Source organism: Streptomyces sp. NPDC127108 (assembly GCF_042677545.1).
In the GTDB taxonomy this organism is placed as follows: Bacteria; Actinomycetota; Actinomycetes; order Streptomycetales; family Streptomycetaceae; genus Streptomyces.
This window is the reverse complement of the sequence record NZ_JBHXTE010000001.1, coordinates 101,570-120,905: the sequence shown is the minus strand read 5'-3', so window position 1 is coordinate 120,905 and position 19,336 is coordinate 101,570. Positions and strand designations below refer to the sequence as shown.

Genomic DNA, 19,336 nt, shown 5'->3' with positions numbered 1-19,336 from the left:
GCTAGAGGGGACCACGCCTCACACAAGGCCGAGATCGTTATGCATTACTTGTCTCGAATGGGACTGGTCGCTTATGCACCCGTACCTGTAATGCGCAGGTGTGCCGGCACGGCCCACCACTGGTCCGGGCGGTCGACGACCGGGGCGTCGGGGCCGGTCTCGCCGTACCGGGCGAGGCGCAGAAGGTAGGCCGCGATGCCTGCCGCGCCCTGCATCCACGTCGTGCCGGGCGGCAGCAGCGGCGGGTCCTCGCGGTGTTCCAGAAAGCGCCAACGGGCGCCCGCGTCATCCCTGATGACCCGGTCGACCAACGCGTCACCCATCCTGTGCGCGGCCCGCAGCAGGGTCTGTCTCCTCTCCGGCGCCCGGCAGTCCTGGGCCGCGTCCAGCAGGACGTCTCCGACGCCCGCCGTTCCACAGCAGCGGCCGTCGTTGTCCCAGAAGCCGGGACGGAGGCGTTCCGGCACACCCGAGGTGAGGATCGAGGTCATACAGCGGTGCCGCAGTTCGTCGACGTCGTGGCCAGCCACCTCGGTGACCCCTGCGTGCGCCAGCGCGGTGAACAGGTGCGAGGTGCCCGCCGGGCCGTGGCACCACGTGTACGTCACCGGTTCCACCTCCCGGCGCGACGGCGGGATCGTGTGCGGGACGACGAAGCCCGCATCCTTCAACGACCCCACCGAGAGGACGTGCCGGGCGCCCGCGACCGCTGCCTCGACGAAGTCCTCGCGGTCCAGGGCGGCGCCCGCGACCGCCAAAGAGGCCGCGACCCCAGCGGTTCCGTGCGAGTAGTTCGGCGCCCTCGACGCCGCCCCCGGTTTCATACCCCAGTCGAGGCCCGCCTCCGTGCGGTCCGCCGCCCGCAGCAGGGCCTCGCCTCCCGTCGTCGCGATCGCGTCTGTGAACTCACTCTTCGCCCAGACCGCCGTCATCACCACGCCCGCGGTGCCCATGACGACGTCGGTGAGGGGCGCGTCGGAGCCCGGCTCGAAGTCGAGCGTGGTCTTCCATCCGTCGCCGGTCGCCAGGGCGGCCAGCCGCCGCAGCGCCACCACTTCCTCGCCCGGGGCAAGCAGTCTGAGCGCCGTCGCGTCGCCCGCGAGGCCGTCGTACAGCGAGGGTTCCGTTCGCTGCCCGGCCTGTCCCGACAGTCTGGTCACCATGCCGGTCGTCAGCGCCGTTTCCCGCACGTCCAGCTCCCGGTACTGCGCGATCTCGGCCAGCACCGGGGCCAGGCCGGCGATCCCCGCGTACAGCGAGTCGCGGTCCTGGGCAGGTGACGTGGCCTCAGGACCGCTCTCCACCACGGCCTGCACCAGCCACGGGCCCTCGTCCTCGCGCACGTGGTCCAGCACCCACGACCACGCGGCCTCACCCACATCCCGATATACGTCGCTTCTCACCAGGCCACGCTACAACCGCCGGATCACCGGCCCGTGCGGTGCGGTGTTGCCGCTCCGTCAGTTCCGGCGGTCGCGGAGGGCCGGTCATGACGCTGACGCTGAGCCCGTGGCCGCGGAGACCGGGAAGTCATCGACACACCCGATCCAACGCCACACCACCGGCCCAGGACACCACCGAACCGGTCGCACCAAACGAATCAACGACCCGCGAAGTACGGGGCTAGGCGTGCGGGCCCACCGTGACCGTGCCGACGGTCAGCCGCAGCGCCGTGGTGTCCAGGAACGCGCCGATCCGTGCCGCCTCCTCGTCGAGCGCGCGCCGCCGTGCCGCGCTCAGCGGGGCGAGGGGCTCGACGGTCAGGTCAGCCTTGCGTCCGGAGCGCCGCAGGTGCCAGACCCCGGCGACCGTCCCGTCGATGAGGAGGACGGGGTAGTTGCCCGCTTGGCCGGTGCGGGACAGGGCGCGTGCGGCGGCCGGGCCGGGGAAGAGCCGGTCGCGCGGGTGACATCCCACCACGTACGCGTCGAAGTAGGGCAGGAGCCGCAGCGTCCGCGCGGCGGTGGGAGTCTTCTCGTGCGGCTGCGGCTGCGGCTGCGGCTGCGGGTCGTCGGAGGCGTTGAGCCAGCCGGTGCTGCCCTCGACGTCGACCGGGCGCAGGCTGCCCGCGGCGGCCAGGGTGTCGAACAGGGCGGTAGCCCACGCGGGAGGTGCCCCCAGCCACTGGGCGAACTGCCGGGGCGTCGCCGGACCGTAGGCGTACAGGTAGCGCGCGACCAGTGCGTGCACGGCCTCGTCGGCGGGCTCGGGACGGAATCCGGGCAGCCGTCGCTGCGGGGAGAGGTAGGTGGCCTTGCGGCCCCGGTCGGGGCCGAAGCACAGCGCGCCCCGGTGGGCCGCCAGGTGCAGCGCCTGGCGCCAGCGCGGCCACATCCCCTGGAACGCGGGCATCACCAGGTCGCCCGCCCACGGCCCGGTGGCCGCGACGACCGCGTCGCCCAACTCCTCGGCGGTCAGCCCGTCGTCGTCGGCGTCGGCAAGAGCCACGGCGATGGCCTCGACGACCTCCTCGGTCTGCTGGTCCGTCAGACGCGCCGCCTGCGGCAGTCCGTTCGGGCCGGACGGCAGGGCGGACAGTGCCCCGGTCCACATCGGCAGGTCGCGCGCCGCGAGGAGGTGCACGGTGCCCCGCGGCCCGAACGTCTTGACCAGGCCGTCCGCCCCGCCGAGCGCCGCCCGGACATCCGCGCGGGTGCCGCCGCCGAGGCGCGCGCCGATCGACAGCTCGGCGGCGGACATCACCTGGGCGTGCGCGCCGCACATGGCGGCCACGATGTCGGCGACCCGGGAGGGCGCCGGGGCGGGCGCGGCCGTGCCGGTGAGTCCGTGTCGCGCCATGCGCCGGTCCCATACCTGCCGCCACGACAGCTGGGGGACCGCGGTGGTGTCGATGTCGATTTCCATGGGCGTCACCGTAGAAGCTAAAGAGGTCAGATCCTGTCCTAGACGGGGCCGCGCCGGGAGGCGGGTCCTCCGGGTCGGATCGGAACGGAAGTCCTCCGTCCCGCTCTGAACTGGGGTTATGGCGGAGGCGCAGATTGACTTTGCGTCCTCTTTACTGTTGTCTGCCGCCATGAACAGACGCATTCGCACCGCCGTGTGCACCCTCGCCGCCGCCGGTCTCGCGCTCACGCTCGGGGCCTGCTCGGAGGCCGAGAAGAAGGCCGTCGACGCCGTGGACAAGGCCGTCAACGAGAAGTACGAGGTGACCTACGAGGTCTCCGGCAAGAGCGTCGACGAGATCGAGTTCGCCGCCGGCGAGGGTTCCGCGTCCAACCCGAAGCTGGAGAAGGTCAGCAAGGCGCAGCTGCCGTGGAAGAAGACGGTGACGCTGCGCGGCATCATGCCGCCCACCGTCGTCCCGATCTCGACGGACCCGACCGGCTCCGACCTCACCTGCAAGGTGATCTACAAGGGCAAGGTCATCAAGGAGGCCTCCGGCGAGAACGTCGTGGCGGGCTGCATCGCCGTCTCGCCGATGGGCAAGTAGCTTTCCCGCCCCGGCGCGAAGCGACGAAGCCGGTACGAGACCTCCTGCGCCGCGCGCGGGAGGCGGGCCAGGACCCGGGCACCGCTCAGGTCCTGGCCGAAGCTCGCCCCGTGGCCCACCGCGCCCCGACCGCGAGCCACGCCGCCATCGCCGCCCACGCCAAGGGCCGCTGAGGGAGCGAAAGGGCGCCGACGCGCTGCGCCGCCGCCAACTGCGCGGTCGCGGTGGCGTACATCCCGAGAGGGAAGACGATGCACCACAGCGTGGGTTCGTAGGCCAGCGGGACGCGGTGGTGCAGATGCCGCCAGACGCCCGTGGCCAGCAGGAGCGGGATCAGGAAGGTGGCCCACGTCCACAAGGCGACGACCGTGCCGCCCAGAGGGGCGCGGACCGGGGCGGGCAGGAGACCGTCGTGGGCGAGGAGCCGGGCACCGGCGAGGGTGCTGATGGCGGCGGCGCCCATGGTCACCCAGTAGCTGGGTGCCAGGCGGGCGGGCGGCGGCGGGTCGTACCGCAGACGCCTCACGACGGCCGCCAGCGTGACCGCGTACAGCACCACCCCGCAGACCCACAGCCCGAGAGCGAGCGTGACGACGGGTCGGCCCGGGCGCAGGCCGACGAGCGTCAGGACGAGGGCCTGCAGGCCGACCGCCGCCAGGAACCAGGTGCCGTCGGCCTGGCGCAGGATGGTGCGTGAGCCGAAGCCGCGGAGCCGTGCGATCGCGTGGGCGAGCACGGCCCACACGACCGCCGCGACGACCAGGAGGGCGCACCCCGCGACCCGGGCGGGCCCCGAATCGAGGCGCGCGGCAAGGACACCGCTCGCCGCGACCAGGGTGAAGTGCCCGAACAGCCGCGTGGGGTCGCCGAGTTCGGCCCGGACGACAGCGCGGTGGTACCGGGCCTTGAGCGCGGTGGCGCACAGCAGCACGACATACAGGGCCGTCGCTATGCCGAACAGGACGAGGGACAACGCCCGTGCACCCGTCTGCGCCAGCGCCCGGGAGACGATGCCCGTGGCCATGACCGGCGCGAAACACGCGGGCGCGAGCCCCCGGCACCGGTCGGCCAGCGCGCGCCGCATCAGCGCCGGGTGAGCGTGTCCCGCTCCGACCGGGGCGCCTTGCCCCGCGAGTCGGAACGCGGGCCGGAACGTGGGCCGGACCGAGCGGCGACCGGCGCGCGCCACCGCCCGCCCGGACCGGAACGGCCGGGCGCGGGCACACGGCGCCCGCCCCGCGACCGGTACACGACGTAGGGGCGGACGAGGTAGCCGACCGGCGCGGCGAAGGCGTGGACCAGGCGGCTGAACGGCCACGAGGCGAACAGGGCCATCGCGAGCAGCGCGTGCACCCGGTAGGCGAGCGGCGCGTGCGCCATGGCCGACACGTCGGGATCGAGCGTGAACAGCGAGCGGAACCACACCGAGACACCCCGCCGGTAGTCGTACGGGTGCGGCTTCATCGTGGTGGCCGTGGCGGTGAGGCCCGCCAGGAGCACACACAGCAGGACGGGGTAGACGGCGCGGTCGCTGCGGCTGGTCGCCGCCCGGACGGCGGGCACGCGCAGACGGCGGTACAGCAAGATCACCAGACCGGCGAGCGTCGCGAGGCCCGCCGTGCCGCCGACGAGCAGCGCGTTCGCGTGGTACAGCCACTCGTGGACGTGCACGCGCTCGGTGAACGACTCCGGCACCAACAGGCCGATGACGTGCCCGGCGACCACGAACAGCAGGCCGAAGTGGAACAGCGGGCCGCCGACGCGCAGCAGCCGGCTCTCGTGCAGCTGACTGGAGCGGGTCGTGAAGCCGAAGCGGTCGTAGCGGTAGCGCCAGGCGGTGCCGGTGACGAGGACGGCGAGCACGAGGTAGGGCAGGACGCTCCACAGGGCGATGCGCAGGTGGTTCACCGGGAAGTCTCCTCCGCGTGCCGGGCGTCGGGAGCGCGTGCGGGATACGGCAGGAGGCCGACGGTCTCTGCGGGCGGGCCGGTGCGGGCCAGACGCAGGGCCGCCTCGCGGGTCGCCGGGGAGGGGCCGGGCAGGGTGCGGCAGACCGCGTCGACGACGTCGGCGTACGGGCTGCGGTACGAGGTCAGGGCGAGGCGCAGCAGTTCCAGGGCGGGCCGGTGCTCGACGAGCGGCGCCGCCTTCAGGTCCGGCGTGCGGGCGGCGAACTCCAGCATCAGCGGCAGGAAATCGGGCAGCTCGTCCTCGGGCGGACGCCACCCGTGCTGCCGGTAGAGCGCCTTGAGCCGCGCCAACGACGCGCCCCGCCTGCGGGTGTCCCCGTCGGTGTAGTACGTCAGATACAGACACCGTCGGCGGCTGCGGTCGAACGTGACGACGTACCGGGCGGCCAGATCCAGCGGCGCCGTCCCGCTGACCTCGTCGCAGAACCGCAGCAGCAGGCCCACCTCGGCGCCGGGCACCGGCTCCAGCGCCGCCCGCACCGCGTTCAGCCGCCCGGGCCAGTCGTCGTCGGGGTAGCGAAGGAGCAGCGAAGCGGCCTGGTGGACGACGGGGCGGCTCACCTCGCGCCGCCGTCACCGCTCGGGAAGAGCCCGTCGGGCCGCCCCTTGCCGTTCCAGTTCAGGAGATTGACCCGGCCGCGCAGCGACGCCCCGGCGTGCTCCGGTTCCTGCTCGGCGGCGGGCGGGGCGTGGAAGGTGTCCGGGGCGTACATCCCGGGGCCGCCGTGGACGTCCAGGCTGCACCCGGCGTCGAGTTCGTCGGCCGGGGAGGCGGCCGTGTAGCTGGTGGGGATGACGTAGCGCTCGTCGTACTTGGCCAGGGCGAGCAGCCGGTACATGCCCTCGATGCCCGCGCTGTCCATGCCGACGGAGCGGGCGATGGCCGGGTCCTGCTCCTCGCCGAGGTTGACGCGGCGCATGTGGGAGCGCATCGCCGCGAGGCGGCACAGCGCGGCCTCCACGGGGGCCGGGTCGCCCGCGGTGAACAGCTCCGCCAGATACGCCAGCGGGATGCGCAGCGAGTCGATGGCGGCGAACAGCTTCGCCGGGTCCTCGCCGTCGTGACCGGTGGCGGTGAGGGAGTCGACGACGGGCGAGAGCGGCGGGATGTACCAGACCATCGGCATGGTGCGGTATTCGGGATGCAGTGGCAGCGCGACCTTGTAGCGGCTGATCAGGGCGTGCACGGGGGAGCGGCGGGCGGCGGTGATCCAGTCGTGCGGGATGCCCGCCTCCTCCGCGGCCGCCGCCACCGCCGGATCCTCCGGGTCGAGGAAGCAGCCCAACTGGGCCTCGTACAGGTCCTGTTCGTTCTCGGTGGCGGCGGCCTCGCCGACTTGGTCCGCGTCGTACAGGACGACACCGAGGTAGCGGAGGCGCCCCACACACGTCTCGGAACAGACCGTCGGCTGCCCGCCCTCGATCCGCGGATAGCAGAACGTGCACTTCTCCGCCTTGCCCGTCTGGTGGTTGAAGTAGACCTTCTTGTACGGGCAGCCGGTCACGCACATCCGCCAGCCGCGGCAGCGGTCCTGATCGACGAGGACGATGCCGTCCTCCACCCGCTTGTACAGGGCGCCGGACGGACACACCGCCACGCACGACGGATTGAGGCAGTGCTCGCAGATCCGCGGCAGATAGAACATGAACGCCTGCTCGTACTCCAGGCGCACCTGTTCGTTCATCTTCCGCAACACCGGGTCGCCCGCGAGGTGCTCGGGCCCGCCGCCCAAGTCGTCGTCCCAGTTCGGCCCCCAGGTCACGGACGTCGGGGCGCCGTCGATCAGGGAGCGCGGCGGCGCGGTGGGGACGTCGTCGCCGAGCGGGGCGCTGATCAGGTTCTCGTAGTCGTACGTCCACGGCTCGTAGTAGTCGTCGAGCGAGGGCAGTTCCGGGTTGGCGAAGAGGCGGGCGAGGCGGCGGGCCCGGCCGCCGCTGCGCGGCACCAGCCGGCCGTGCTTGAGGTGCCAGCCGCCCTTCCACTTGTCCTGGTCCTCGTAGGTGCGCGGATAGCCCTGGCCGGGGCGGGTCTCCACGTTGTTGAACCACACGTACTCGGTGCCAGGACGGTTGGTCCAGGTCTGCTTGCAGGTGACCGAACAGGTGTGGCAGCCGATGCACTTGTCGAGGTTCATGACCATCGCGACCTGCGCCATGACGCGCATCAGTACGTCACCTCCTGGGAGCGCCGTCGGATCACCGTGACCGCGTCGCGCTGATTGCCTGTGGGCCCGTAGTAGTTGGGTGCGAACGACAACTGGGCGTATCCGCCGATCAGATGCGTCGGCTTGATGAGCAGCCGGGTGAGGGCGTTGTGGACCCCGCCGCGCCGCCCGGTCGCCTCCGACTTCGGCACGTTCACCAGGCGCTCCTGCACGTGGTACATGAACACCGTGCCGGTCGGCATCCGGTGCGAGACCACGGCCCGCGCCACGACGACACCGTTGGCGTTGTGTGCCTCGATCCAGTCGTTGTCCGCCACGCCGATCGCCTCCGCGTCGGCCACACTGATCCAGATGACCGGGCCGCCCCGGGCCAGCGTCTGCATGAGCAGGTTCTCCTGGTACTCGGAGTGGATGGACCACTTCGAGTGCGGCGTCAGATAGCGCACCGTCATCGAGCGCCCGCCGTCGCCGTCGGCCACGGGCTGCTCGCCGAGCGCGGCCAGGTCCAACGGCGGGCGGTAGACGGGAAGTTGCTCGCCGTACTCGGCGATCCACGGGTGGTCGAGGTAGAAGTGCTGGCGGCCGGTCAGGGTGTGCCAGGGCTTCAGGTGCTCGGTGTTGATCGTGAACGGGGCGTAGCGGCGGTCCGGGCCCTCCTTGCCCGACCATTCGAAGCTCGCCCCGACCTGCACCGGACGCGCCTGTGTGTCGGAGAACTCCACTCGCCGCTCCACCACCGACGCGCCCAGTTCCGCCAACCCGGTGTCGGCGCCGCAGCGCTCGGCGAGCCGCTCGAACCCCTCGGCGGCAAGCCGGCCGTTGGTGGTGCCCGAAAGCGCGAGGATCGCCTCGCACAGCTTGACGTCCGTGTCGAGCAGCGGCCGGCCCCGCGCCGGCCCGTGTCCGGCGATGCCGCACCGGGCGGCCAGCCAGGCGCTCTCCGGCAGTGGATGCACCGTCACGCCCTTGACCGCCATGCCCTGCTCACCGGCCAGCGGCCCGAGCGCGGCGATCTTGTCGCCGATGGCGGTGTAGTCCCGCTCCACGAGCGTGAACTGAGGGTGCGTGGGGCCCTCGGGCGGAGCCTCGCCCGGGGTGTCGTGCTGCAGCGCCGTCGCCACCAGGTCGTGCGCCACGTCCAGGCGGCCCGCGGCGAGGCGGCTCACCTCGGTGGCGAGGCCGTGGAAGATCTCGAAGTCGGTGCGGGCCTGCCACGGCGGGCTGATCGCGGGGGAGAAGGCGTGCACATAGGGGTGCATGTCCGTGCTGGACAGGTCGTGCTTCTCGTACCAGGTCGCCGCGGGCAGCACCAGATCGGCGTGCAGCGTGGTGGACGTCATGCGGAAGTCGAGAGCGAGCAGCAGGTCGAGCTTGCCGCGCGGCTCCTCCTTCCGCCAGGTCACGTCCCGTGGCCTGCTCTCCGGCGGCGCCTCCTCCGCGTTCGCGTTGTCGGACGCGCCGAGGAGATGGCGCAGGAAGAACTCGTTGCCCTTGGCCGACGAGCCGATCAGATTCGCCCGCCACACGGTGAGGACCCGCGGCCAGTTGGCCGGATCGTCGGGATCCTCACAGGCGTACGAGAGCCGCCCCGCCTCGCACTCGGCGGCCAGCCACGCCGCCGGGTCCGCGTCGGCCTCGTGCACGCGCCGCCCCAGGTCCAGCGGGTTGGCGGAGAATGTCGGATACGACGGCATCCAGCCCTGCCGGGCGGAGCGGGCCAGCAGATCCGCGGTGTGCAGACCCGCGAGGGCGCCCGGCCCGGTGGGGGAGACCAGGGCGTCCGCGGTGAACTTCTCGTACCGCCACTGCCCGGTGTGCAGGTACCAGTACGGCGTCCCCGCCATCTGCCGCGAGGGCCGCCCCCAGTCCGACGCCGTGGCCAGCTGCTGCCACCCGGCGTACGGACGCACCTTCTCCTGCCCCACGTAGTGCGCCCAGCCACCGCCGTTGACGCCCTGACAGCCGGTCAGCAGCAGCAGCGACAGGAACGAGCGGTAGATGGTGTCCGAGTGGAACCAGTGGTTCGTCCCGGCCCCCATCACGATCATGCAGCGGCCCCGGGTCTGCTCCGCGGTCCGCGCGAACTCCCGCGCCGCCCGCACCACGGCCTGCGCGGGCACCGACGTGACCGCCTCCTGCCAGGCCGGGGTGCACGGCGTGGACGCGTCGTCGTACGCCGTCGGCCCCTGCTCGTCGAGGCCCTCGCGCCGCACCCCGTACTGGGCGAGCATCAGGTCGAACACCGTCGTCACCAGGCGTCCGCCGACCCGCAGCACCGGCACCGCGCACCGGATCGTCGCGCCGTCCTCGTCGAAGCGGGGCAGTGTCACCGCGGCCTTCGTCACGCCCGGGCGGCCGTACAGGCTGAGCAGCGGTTCGATGTCGCCGAGGTCGAGGTTCCAGCGGCCCTCGCTCGCCTTGCGCCAGCGATCTCCCAACGTGCCGTTGGGCACGGTCGGCAGCCCGCTGGCCCGGTCGAGGAGCACCGGCATCCAGCGCCGGGCCTGCGCATCGGCTTCCCCGGCCAGGCCCAGATCCTTGGCGGTGACGAACGCACCGGGTGTATGGGAGTGCTCCGCCCGCTCGTCCAGGGACACGAGGAAGGGCAGGTCGGTGAACTGTTTGACGTAGTCGGTGAAGTACGGCACCTGCCGGTCGACGAAGCACTCGCGCAGGATCACGTGACCCATCGCCATCGCAAGGGCGCCGTCGGTCCCGGGATGGGGATGCAGCCACTCGTCGGCGAACTTCGTCGCGTCGGCGTAGTCGGGCGACACCACGACCACCTTCTGGCCGCGATAGCGCGCCTCGGCCATCCAGTGGGCGTCCGGGGTCCGTGTCACCGGGACGTTGGAGCCCCACAGCATCAGGTACGCGGCGTCCCACCAGTCCCCGGACTCCGGTACGTCGGTCTGGTCGCCGAAGACCTGCGGCGAGGCGATCGGCAGGTCCGCGTACCAGTCGTAGAACGACAGCATCGGCGCGCCGATCAGCGCGTGGAACCGGGCGCCGACCGCGTGGGAGGCCATCGACATCGCCGGGATTGGGGAGAAGCCCGCGATCCGGTCGGGCCCGTGCTCCTGGAGCGTGTGCACATGCGCGGCCGCCGCGATCTCCAGTGCCTCCGCCCAGCCGACCCGCACCAGGCCGCCCTTGCCGCGGGCCGACTGGTACCGGCGGCGTTGGTCCGGATCGCCGGTGACCTCCGCCCACGCCGCCACCGGATCACCGCCGTGCCGGGCCTTTGCGTCCCGGAACATCTCCACGAGGACACCGCGTGCGAGTGGGTAGCGGACCCGGGTCGGCGAGTACGTGTACCAGGAGAAGGACGCCCCGCGCGGGCACCCCCGCGGTTCGTAGTCCGGGCGGTCAGGACCGGTCGAGGGATAGTCGGTCGCCTGGGTCTCCCAGGTGATCAGTCCGTCCTTGACGTACACCTGCCACGAGCACGACCCCGTGCAGTTCACGCCGTGCGTGGAGCGCACCACCTTGTCGTGCGCCCAACGCTCCCGGTACGGCTGGTCGTTGACCTGCTGATCCGTACGGAAGACCGCCCGTCCCTCGGGCGTGGTCGGCGTCCGCCGCAACAACTGCCCGGCGGCGAATAATCGTTCGGCCGCATCCGAGGCGATCCGCTCCGCCTTCGCCCTGCCACGTCCCACGCCACAGACTCCCCTCGGAGATCGGCGTGCCGGAGTGGTCGTCACCGGCGCGCACCTCTCGACGAACGGGGGCCAGAATCCTCTCTTCCGGTGCGTGGTGTAGACCTGTTTTTGGCCAGTTGGATGTACCTAGACGTTATTTTCCGTGCTCTTTGCGATGGTTGATACAGGGAAAGTCAAAAAGGGGACGAAGCGGCATGGGCCGCTGGTGCGACAACCCCCGCAAGTGCGGTCGGCGATGACTGGGCTCCCCGCCGCGTCCGGCAACTAGGCACAACCTGCTGCGGTGCGTGGCCGGAGGGCGTCACACTGTGAGGGAGGACTCGCGGGGACGCCTCAAACGCATCATCGGGGGATCTATGCGTGACGACGCTGCGGCGGGGGTCGGTCGTACGGACCGACGGGTGGACGGTGTGGTGCACGTGCTGGTGTCGGTCGCGTCCGACCCGGAGCTGGACGCGGAGGCGGGGGAACGCGCGGCACGGCAACTCCGGTCCGAGATCACCGAATTGGACGTCGAATCGGTCCGTGCGGTTGCCGCCGGTCCGGCGCCCGACGGGGCGAAGGGCACCGACGCGGTGACCGTCGGGGCCATCGTGGTCGCGTTGAGTGCGTCCGGCGGAGTGTTCACCGCGCTCGTCGAGACCGTGCGTGACTGGCTGGGCCGGTCCGACGCGCGGCATCGGGTCTCGGTGACGATCGACGGCGACACGATCGAGCTGGAGCGGGCGACGGCCGCCGAGCGCCGTGAGCTCGTCGAGGCGTACCTCCGTCGGCACACCGGCGACTAGCCATGGGCCGTCGCCTTGCGCTGCTGATCGCCACGTACGACTACCAGGACGCCGGACTGCGGCAGTTGACCTCTCCGGCACACGACGCGGAGGCGCTCGCCGCGGTGCTGCGGGACCCGGAGATCGCCGGGTTCGAGGTCACCACCCTGATCAACCAACCGCACCATCTCGTCGGCGAGGCCGTCGGCGACTTCTATCGCGACCGGCGTCGAGGCGACCTCACCCTGCTGTACTTCACAGGCCACGGCCTCAAGGACGACGGGGGACGGCTGTATCTGGCGATGGCCAACACCCGCCGTGACAGCCTGCTGTTCACCGCGCTGTCCGCCGAACAGATCGACCAGGCCATGGAGGGCTGTGCCTCACGCCAGAAGGTGCTCGTCCTCGACTGCTGCTACAGCGGGGCCTTCCCGGCCGGCCGGATCTCCAAGGGCGACACGGCGGTCCACGCGCTGGAGCGTTTCCAGGGCCGTGGCCGCACCGTCCTGACCGCGTCGGACGCGACCCAGTACTCCTTCGAGGGCAATCAGCCACAGGGCCACGCCGCGCAGTCCGTGTTCACCCGCTACCTCGTGGCCGGGCTCCGCGACGGCAGCGCCGATCTCGACGGCGACGGTGACATCACCCTGGACGAGTTGTACGGCTACGTCCACGACCGCGTCATCGACGAGATGCCGCAGCAACGGCCGAAGAGGCTCGACAGCGTCGAGGGCCGCATCGTCATCGCGCGCAACATCAACTGGACCCTTCCCGCCCACCTGTGCAACGCCATCGGCAGCCCCATTGCCACCGACCGGCTCACCGCCCTCGACGGCCTGGCCCACCTCCACCGCATCGGAAACGACGTTGTCCGCGCCCGCGCTCTCGAAGAGATCCGCCGCCTCGCCGACGACGACAGCAAGGTGGTGTCCGCCGCGGCCGCATCGCGTCTGCGGTCCGCCCTTCCGGCGTCGGCCGAGCCGCCGGGGACGCTGCCCGAACCACCGGCGCCGCAGGCCCCGGCCCGGTCCCCGGCGGTACTTCCCGCGCCTCCTCCTCCTGCGCCTCCTCCCGCGCCGCCGAGCGATCGAACGTCCCCGACGCCCGAGGAGGCAGCCGAAACACCGCCCGGCCCTCATCCCGGGGCTCCTGCCCCCGGCCCTGCCCGCAGAGGATCCCGTCCGCGCCCCCGCACCCGCCGGGCCAAGGTCCTCACCGCCGCGGCCACCGCCCTCGCACTGGCGGTGGGCGTCGTCGTGGCGCTCCTCGCCTTCAGGGAGACGGGGAACGAAGGCCACTGCCCCAGCGCCCTCCCGCCCCCCGAAGTCCTCCGCGACGCCGGCCGTTGGCTGGCGTTCAGTCCGGACAAGAAGACCATCGCCACGTACACGGAGACCGCGGACGTCGACTCCGTACGGCTGTGGGACCTGCGCACCCGCAAGACCACCGCGACCGTCCGGCGGCAGACCCTCCCGAACAACGGCGAGGTGTTCAGCCCCGACGGGCGCTTCCTCGTCACCCAGGACCAGTACGACCCCGACCGGACGGATCCGGTCACGGTCCACCTGCGGAACATGTCCACCGGCCGGACCACCGCCATCCGCACCGACCACAAGGACGTCGTCAGCGCGGCAGTCAGCCCCGACGGCAAGATCCTCGCCACCGCCGACGCCTCGCGCCCCGACGAGGAATACCCCAACCCGGTGCACCTGTGGGACGTGGAATCCGGGAAGAGGACCGCAACCCTCCCCGGCCACACCAACGGGATCGGGTACATGGCGTTCAACGGCGATGGCGAAACCCTTGCCACCGGCAGCCAGGACAAGACGGTGCGGCTGTGGAACGTGCGCACTCGCGAGACCACCGCCACCATCACCGACGCCTACGGCGGGAGGTTCAGCCCTGACGGCAAGACCCTTGCTGTGTGGGGCAGCGACAGGACGGTGAGGTTGTGGAACGTGGGCACCCGCAAGGCCGGCACCACCTTGGCTGGCACCTCCTACGGATGGTTCGGCCCCGACGGCAGGACCTTCGCCGGTGGGGGCAGGGACGGGACGGTGCGGCTCTGGGACGTCGACAGCGGCAAGAGCAGCGCCGTCGTCACCCGCGCCGGATCACTCGTGGGGTTCAGCCCCAGCGGGAAGGCCCTCGCCATCGCGGGCAAGGACGAGAAGGTGCGGCTGTGGAATGCCGCAACCCGCAAGCCCGTCACCACCATCACGAGCGTCGGCTCCCTCGGCAGCCGCCCGGGGTTCAGCCCCGACGGCAAGACCTTCGCCGCTGCGAGCAAGGATGGGACGGTGCGGCTCTGGGACGTCGCCGATTGCTCGTGATCCCACAGCAGGACGTGGCGCCCCGGGCCCTCAGCGAAGCCCGCGGCTGAGGAGGGCGTAGAGCGACGCGGAGACGGCGATCCCGGTGGGGAGGGCGAGGTCCAGGCCGTCCAGGGCCGAGGCGATCGGGCCGGTGTAGAGGGTGTTGACGCACAGGGCCGACGCGGTGACGCCTCCCGTGAGGGCCAGGGCTCCGGCCGGGTTGACGCCGGCGGCGTACCAGTAGGGACTGCTCGGGGTCTCGTCCATCAGGGTGGGGCCGTCGTAGTTGTTGCGGCGCAGCCAGATGTCCGTGGCGTAGATGGCCATGGCGGGGCCCAGCAGGACGACGGTGAGCTGGAGGACGTTGCTGACGGTGTCGAGGAAGTCGGAGATGAGGAGGGCGTACAGGGTGAGGGAGACGGCCGCGGTCCCGTCGGCGAGCACGCTGAGGGAACGGCGGATGCGGATGCCGACGGCCTGGAGGGCGAGCCCCGCGCTGTAGGCGGTCAGCGCGTTGAGGGCGACCGTGCCGAGGATCAGGGCGAGCAGGAAGAGCGGGTCGAACCAGCCCGGCAGGATCGTCTGGAGCCCGGACTGCGGGTCCCCCATGTCGACCGCGGTCGCGGCGCAGGCCCCGAGCGAGCAGACGACGACGCCGGGTACGAACCCGCCGAGCGCGGTCCAGCCGAGCACCGCCTTCGAGGAGGTCGTGCGCGGCAGGTAGCGGGCGAAGTCGGCGCTGGTGGTGTACGACAGCGGCGCGGAGGAAATGAGGGTGACCCCGGCGACGAGGACCGTCCACAGGTCGGCTCCCCGCAGCGGCTCCGGCGGGGCGTACGAGAAGTCGGTGTGCCGGAGCACGCCGATCGCGACGACGGCGAAGACGGCGGTCAGGGCGAGGGTGATCGGCAGGTACAGCTTCATGATCAGGCCGTGCCCGTAGACGCCGATGGTCAGCGTGACGGCGGCGATGACCAGGACCACGGCGATCTTGACACCCGTGCTCGCGGAGACACCGGCCTTCTCGACGAGGGAGAACGCGGCGGTCGCGGCGGCGGCCAGGTTCAGGGCGAAGTAGCAGACGGAGATCATCCAGCCCACGACGGCGTTGTTCACGCGGTTGCCGCGGATTCCGTAGACCGCCCGCGTGATCACTTCGCTCGGAGTGCCCGCGGCGGGGCCGGATATGGCGAGCAGACCGGTGAGGAGCCAGAACAGGTTGCCCACCACGATCACCGCGAGGGCCTGGCCCAGCGTCAGGCCCATGAGGATCAGGGTCCCGCCGACCACCAGGCTCAGGTAGTTGACGTTGGCGGCCGCCCAGACGGAGAACAACTGCCGTGGGTGGCCGTGGCGTTCCCGCTCGGGGATGTGGTCGATGCCGTGCGCCTCGACGCGGGTCGCTCCGTCGGAGGTGGGCCGTGCCGCGTGCGCGCCTGGGGAGGTCTCTGCTTCCTTCCGCGTGGCGCAGGTGCTCTCGGGCGGGTCGGGAATCGTGGACGCCATGCGGCCCCTCCGGATGCTGGTAGCCCACCTGCTTGCTTATTGGTCGCACACTCAATAGCATCGATTCCATGGCGTCAAGCGTTCCGAACAAGCGAATCCGCAAATCTCCAGCGGCCAGACGTACGGAAATCGTTGCGGCCGCCGCAGGGGTGGCACTGGCGGAGGGGCTGGAGTGCATCACGCTCCGGCGCGTCGCCGAGGAGCTCGACGTCCGGCCGGGGCTCATCAGCCACTACTTCCCCGCGGTCGACGACCTCGTGGCCGAGGCCTACGGCAACGCCGTTGGAGCCGAACTCGACACGCTCCTTCCGGCCGACCGGGCCGGGGCCACCGCCACCCGGCACCTGGCGCGGTTCCTCGCCCGTACGACAGGGAAGGCGTACGACGACATCAGCAGGCTGTGGCTCAACGCCCGGCATCTGAGCCGCTACCGGCCCGCACTGCGCGACCGCGTCGCCGTCCAGGAGGACGCCTGGCGCGACCGCCTCGAAGAAGTCATCCGCGACGGCGTCGTGGAGGGCGAATTCCACACCGATGACCCGCTGGTGACGGCCATTCAGATCCTGGTCGTCCTCGACGGCCTCGGGATGCTCGTCAACAGCGCGAGCGCGGACGACGGCCCACCCGCAGTCCGGCGCCTGCCCGTCACCACGGCGGAGCGTGAACTCGGGCTGCCCGTCGGCACGTTGTCCGCCGACCCGGACTGACCCCTCTCCGTGACCCGTGTGCCCCGGCTGCCAGCCCGTGTCTCCCGGCAGTCAGCCCGTATGTCCCAGCAGCCTCCGCGAACCAGCAGTTCTCGCGCCTCAGCAGCCCCGCGTCCCAGCAGCTCTCGTGTCCAAGGAGCCTTCGTGTCTCAAGGAGCCCCCGTGCGCACCTCCCTCATCCTGCTCTCGGCCCGTCTGCTCGACCCCGTCACCGGCGAGCTCCTGCCGCAGACCGCCCTCGCCGCGGCCGACGGACGCATCACCGCCCTCGGGGACGCCCCGGACATCCGCCCGCTCGCCGACCCCTCGACCACGGTGATCGACCTCAAGGGCGCCGTCGTCACCCCCGGCCTGGTAGACGGACACATCCACCCCGTCACCGGCGCCGAACTGACCCACGGCCTCGACCTGTCGGGCTGCGAGGACGTGGAGCAGGTCCGCGCGGCCCTCGCCCGCGAGGTACGGGACCTCACCCCAGGGGCCTGGCTGCACGGATGGGGCCTCGACCCCAACGTCTTCGCCGGAGCCCCCGTCGAGATCGCCCCCTTCGACGCGGTGCTCGACGGCGTCCCCGCCCTGCTGCTGCTCTTCGACGCGCACTCGATGCTGGCCAGCCGCCGCGCCCTGGAACTCGCCGGAGTCGAAGGACCCCGCACCTTCGACCAGGCCACCGCCGAAGTGGTCTGCGACGCCGACGGCCGACCCACCGGCCTGCTCCTCGAAGACGCCGCGTGCGCACTCGTGGAGCGCGTCGCCCCGCAACCCACCCGCGACGAGCGCCGCGACCGGCTCGCCGCCGTCCTGCGCGCCATGGCCGCCACGGGCCTCACCGGCGGCCACGCCATGGACGCGAACGGCGACAGCCTCGCCTTCTACGCGGAACTCGACGCCGCCGGTGACCTGCCGCTGCGCCTGCGCGTCGCACCCTGGTGCCAGCCCGGCACCGACGCCGACGGCCTGCGCGCACTCATCGCACAGCAGGGCGCGGGCGGCCGGCTGTGGCGCACCGACGGCGTCAAGATCTTCATGGACGGCACCATCGACAACGGCACCGCCTGGCTGGAGCACCCCGACTGCCACGGCGAGTCCCGGCACGCCTTCTGGCCCGACCCCGAGGAGTACACCCGCGTCGTCGGCGCACTCCACCGCGCGGGCGTGCCCATCGCCACCCACGCCATCGGCGACGCCGCCGTACGCCATGTCCTGGACGCCGTCGAGAAGGCCCAGGCCGAGGACAGCCGACCGGTGCGGCACCGGATCGAGCACATCGAGACCGTCCCCGACGACACCCTGCGCCGCTTCGCCGACCTCGGTGTCATCGCCTCCATGCAGCCGACCCACTGCTGCGACTTCACCCGCGCCGACCACACCGACAACTGGTCGCGCCGCCTCGGCGAGGAGCGCGCCGCACGCGCCTGGCGCTGCCGCGACCTGCACGACTCCGGCGCCGTCGTGGTCCTCGGCTCCGACTGGCCCATCGCCCCCTACCCCCCGTCGGCCGTCATGGCGGGCGCCCGCCACCGCCGCCCCAGCCGCGACCTCACCCGGCCCCCGCACGGCCCGCACCAGGCGCTCACGGCCCTGGAGGCCCTGCAGGGCATGACCGTCAACGCCGCCTACGCGGCAGGGGAGGAGCACGAGGCCGGGCGCCTCGCCGTCGGCCACCGCGCCGACCTGACGGTCTTCGCCGAGAACCCCCTCACCACGGCGGCCACCGAACTCCCGGACCTGCCGGTGCTCCTCACCGTCCTCGACGGCGACCCGACCCACCGCGACCCGCGCCTGTGACCGGCCCGCGCGGAGGGCGACATCGGGGGTGACCGCCGGAGGGACCGGTAGCCCGCCGATCCGCCGGGCCGGGCACCCGCTGCTACTCCCGGCTCAGCAGCGGCAGCTCATCCGACGGATTCCGTAGCGCCTCAAGCACGGCGCGCACCGCCGCGCGAGGCGGTGAGCCGCGCCGGACCGCCGCCGTGATCGTCCGAGTCAAGGGAGTCGCGAGTTCCGCGGTGGCGACGCGGTAGCGGCTGCGGTCCACCGTCAGGCCGGGCAGTAGCGCGATCGAGAGCCCGGCCTCGACGTGCTGCAACGTCATCATGTAGTTGCTGAAGCGGCACACCACGCGCGGCTCGAACCGCGACTGACGGCACAGCCGCAGGGCGAGGTTGGCCATGTACGACTGCGGCATGTCGAACGCCCAGGGCTCGTCGGCGTACGCGGCGAGGTCGACGGCGCCGCGCCCGGCCGCGGGATGCCCGGGCGGGACGACCAGCAGGATCGGGTCCCTGGCCAGCGGGACCAGGTCGAGGTCCGGGCCCAGCGGCAGCTCGTCGAAGTCCGTGGTCGTGATGATGATGTCCGCGTCGCCGACACGCAGCGCGGGCATGCTCTCGTGCGGCTCCAGCTGTAGCACCTCCACGTCGAGGTGCGGATGGGCCTGCTTCAGCCGGGTCACCGCCGGGACGGCCATCGTGTGGATCGCGCTCTGGAAGGCCCCGAGCCGCACCAGACCCGCCGGTTCCTCGCCGAAGCCGCGCAGCTCCGCCTCGACGCTGTCCATGTGGTCGAGGATCGCCCGCGCCCGGCGAGCGAGGATCAGCCCGGCCGGGGTGAGCCGCACCCGGCGTCCCGTGCGTTCCAGGAGCTGGGTGCGGGTCTCGGACTCGAGGACGGCGAGCTGCTGGGAGACGCTCGACGGGCTCAGGTTCGCGGCCTGGGCGACCGCCCGCACGGTGCCCAGGGTGTCCAGCTGGCTCAGCAGGCGCAGCCTCCAGGGGTTCATCACGCCCT

At 72.0% G+C, this 19,336-nt stretch carries 14 protein-coding genes; 5 read left to right on the top strand and 9 right to left on the bottom strand.

The annotated features are described in order from the left end of the window. Nucleotides 1–71: 71 nt before the first annotated feature. Both ACFVHO_RS00510 and ACFVHO_RS00505 read right to left on the bottom strand, forming a co-directional pair. A complete protein-coding gene (locus ACFVHO_RS00510; protein WP_385707996.1) occupies nt 72–1,403 on the bottom strand; it encodes a lanthionine synthetase LanC family protein in 1,332 nt (443 codons plus the stop codon). A gap of 220 nt (nt 1,404–1,623) precedes the next feature. Further along, a complete protein-coding gene (locus ACFVHO_RS00505; RefSeq protein ID WP_385707993.1) occupies nt 1,624–2,865 on the bottom strand; it encodes a winged helix DNA-binding domain-containing protein in 1,242 nt (413 codons plus the stop codon). A gap of 169 nt (nt 2,866–3,034) precedes the next feature. On the opposite strand from ACFVHO_RS00505, the gene ACFVHO_RS00500 reads away from it, so the two are divergent. Next, complete coding sequence (locus ACFVHO_RS00500) at nt 3,035–3,451, top strand: MmpS family transport accessory protein (protein ID WP_385707990.1); 417 nt, start codon at nt 3,035–3,037, stop codon at nt 3,449–3,451. Nucleotides 3,452–3,536: 85 nt separating this feature from the next. Here ACFVHO_RS00500 and ACFVHO_RS00495 read toward each other — a convergent pair whose 3' ends face one another. Genes ACFVHO_RS00495 through ACFVHO_RS00475 form a run of 5 tightly spaced genes read right to left on the bottom strand, consistent with a single transcriptional unit; the run spans nt 3,537 to nt 11,248 of the window. Then, a complete protein-coding gene (locus ACFVHO_RS00495; RefSeq protein ID WP_385707987.1) occupies nt 3,537–4,535 on the bottom strand; it encodes a tellurite resistance/C4-dicarboxylate transporter family protein in 999 nt (332 codons plus the stop codon). Continuing rightward, nucleotides 4,535–5,359: a respiratory nitrate reductase subunit gamma gene (gene narI, locus ACFVHO_RS00490; RefSeq protein WP_385707984.1), complete on the bottom strand. Its 825-nt coding sequence runs from the start codon at nt 5,357–5,359 to the stop codon at nt 4,535–4,537. The genes ACFVHO_RS00495 and narI overlap by 1 nt, the downstream gene beginning before the upstream one ends. After that, nucleotides 5,356–5,982 (bottom strand): nitrate reductase molybdenum cofactor assembly chaperone, encoded by a 627-nt coding sequence (narJ, locus tag ACFVHO_RS00485; protein ID WP_385707981.1) that lies wholly within the window; start codon nt 5,980–5,982, stop codon nt 5,356–5,358. The genes narI and narJ overlap by 4 nt, the downstream gene beginning before the upstream one ends. Then, complete coding sequence (narH, locus tag ACFVHO_RS00480) at nt 5,979–7,586, bottom strand: nitrate reductase subunit beta (protein ID WP_385707978.1); 1,608 nt, start codon at nt 7,584–7,586, stop codon at nt 5,979–5,981. Before narH ends, narJ begins: the two co-directional genes overlap by 4 nt. Then, nucleotides 7,586–11,248 (bottom strand): nitrate reductase subunit alpha, encoded by a 3,663-nt coding sequence (locus tag ACFVHO_RS00475; RefSeq protein ID WP_385707976.1) that lies wholly within the window; start codon nt 11,246–11,248, stop codon nt 7,586–7,588. Before ACFVHO_RS00475 ends, narH begins: the two co-directional genes overlap by 1 nt. 359 nt (nt 11,249–11,607) lie before the next feature. Between ACFVHO_RS00475 and ACFVHO_RS00470 the strand changes: the two genes are divergently transcribed. Then, entirely contained in the window at nt 11,608–12,039 is a 432-nt protein-coding gene (locus tag ACFVHO_RS00470; RefSeq protein ID WP_385707973.1) for a hypothetical protein, read from the top strand. 2 nt (nt 12,040–12,041) lie between these two features. Continuing rightward, on the top strand, nt 12,042–14,351 hold the full coding sequence (locus ACFVHO_RS00465; RefSeq protein WP_385707970.1) for a caspase family protein: 2,310 nt from the start codon (nt 12,042–12,044) through the stop codon (nt 14,349–14,351). Between the two features lie 30 nt (nt 14,352–14,381). Here the strand turns inward: ACFVHO_RS00465 and ACFVHO_RS00460 are convergent, their stop codons facing one another. Further along, on the bottom strand, nt 14,382–15,839 hold the full coding sequence (locus ACFVHO_RS00460; protein WP_385707968.1) for a purine-cytosine permease family protein: 1,458 nt from the start codon (nt 15,837–15,839) through the stop codon (nt 14,382–14,384). A 68-nt stretch (nt 15,840–15,907) separates the two neighbouring features. Between ACFVHO_RS00460 and ACFVHO_RS00455 the strand changes: the two genes are divergently transcribed. Both ACFVHO_RS00455 and ACFVHO_RS00450 read left to right on the top strand, forming a co-directional pair. Then, nucleotides 15,908–16,546 carry a TetR/AcrR family transcriptional regulator gene (locus ACFVHO_RS00455; protein WP_385707965.1) on the top strand — a complete coding sequence of 213 codons (639 nt, stop codon included), beginning with the start codon at nt 15,908–15,910 and terminating at the stop codon, nt 16,544–16,546. Between the two features lie 162 nt (nt 16,547–16,708). Continuing rightward, nucleotides 16,709–18,334, top strand: a complete 1,626-nt coding sequence (locus ACFVHO_RS00450; protein WP_385707962.1) for an amidohydrolase — start codon at nt 16,709–16,711, stop codon at nt 18,332–18,334. A gap of 82 nt (nt 18,335–18,416) precedes the next feature. On the opposite strand, the gene ACFVHO_RS00445 is transcribed toward ACFVHO_RS00450, so the two are convergent. Continuing rightward, complete coding sequence (locus ACFVHO_RS00445; RefSeq protein WP_385707959.1) at nt 18,417–19,328, bottom strand: LysR family transcriptional regulator; 912 nt, start codon at nt 19,326–19,328, stop codon at nt 18,417–18,419. Between the last annotated feature and the right edge of the window lie 8 nt (nt 19,329–19,336).

What these genes read in the sequence shown, in the direction of transcription:
- ACFVHO_RS00505 (WP_385707993.1), bottom strand. Translation starts at nt 2,865, where the DNA reads ATGGAAATCGACATCGACACCACCGCGGTCCCCCAGCTGTCGTGGCGG.
- ACFVHO_RS00500 (WP_385707990.1), top strand. Translation starts at nt 3,035, where the DNA reads ATGAACAGACGCATTCGCACCGCCGTGTGCACCCTCGCCGCCGCCGGT.
- ACFVHO_RS00495 (WP_385707987.1), bottom strand. Translation starts at nt 4,535, where the DNA reads ATGCGGCGCGCGCTGGCCGACCGGTGCCGGGGGCTCGCGCCCGCGTGT.
- narH (WP_385707978.1), bottom strand. Translation starts at nt 7,586, where the DNA reads ATGCGCGTCATGGCGCAGGTCGCGATGGTCATGAACCTCGACAAGTGC.
- ACFVHO_RS00470 (WP_385707973.1), top strand. Translation starts at nt 11,608, where the DNA reads ATGCGTGACGACGCTGCGGCGGGGGTCGGTCGTACGGACCGACGGGTG.
- ACFVHO_RS00465 (WP_385707970.1), top strand. Translation starts at nt 12,042, where the DNA reads ATGGGCCGTCGCCTTGCGCTGCTGATCGCCACGTACGACTACCAGGAC.
- ACFVHO_RS00460 (WP_385707968.1), bottom strand. Translation starts at nt 15,839, where the DNA reads ATGGCGTCCACGATTCCCGACCCGCCCGAGAGCACCTGCGCCACGCGG.
- ACFVHO_RS00455 (WP_385707965.1), top strand. Translation starts at nt 15,908, where the DNA reads ATGGCGTCAAGCGTTCCGAACAAGCGAATCCGCAAATCTCCAGCGGCC.
- ACFVHO_RS00445 (WP_385707959.1), bottom strand. Translation starts at nt 19,328, where the DNA reads ATGAACCCCTGGAGGCTGCGCCTGCTGAGCCAGCTGGACACCCTGGGC.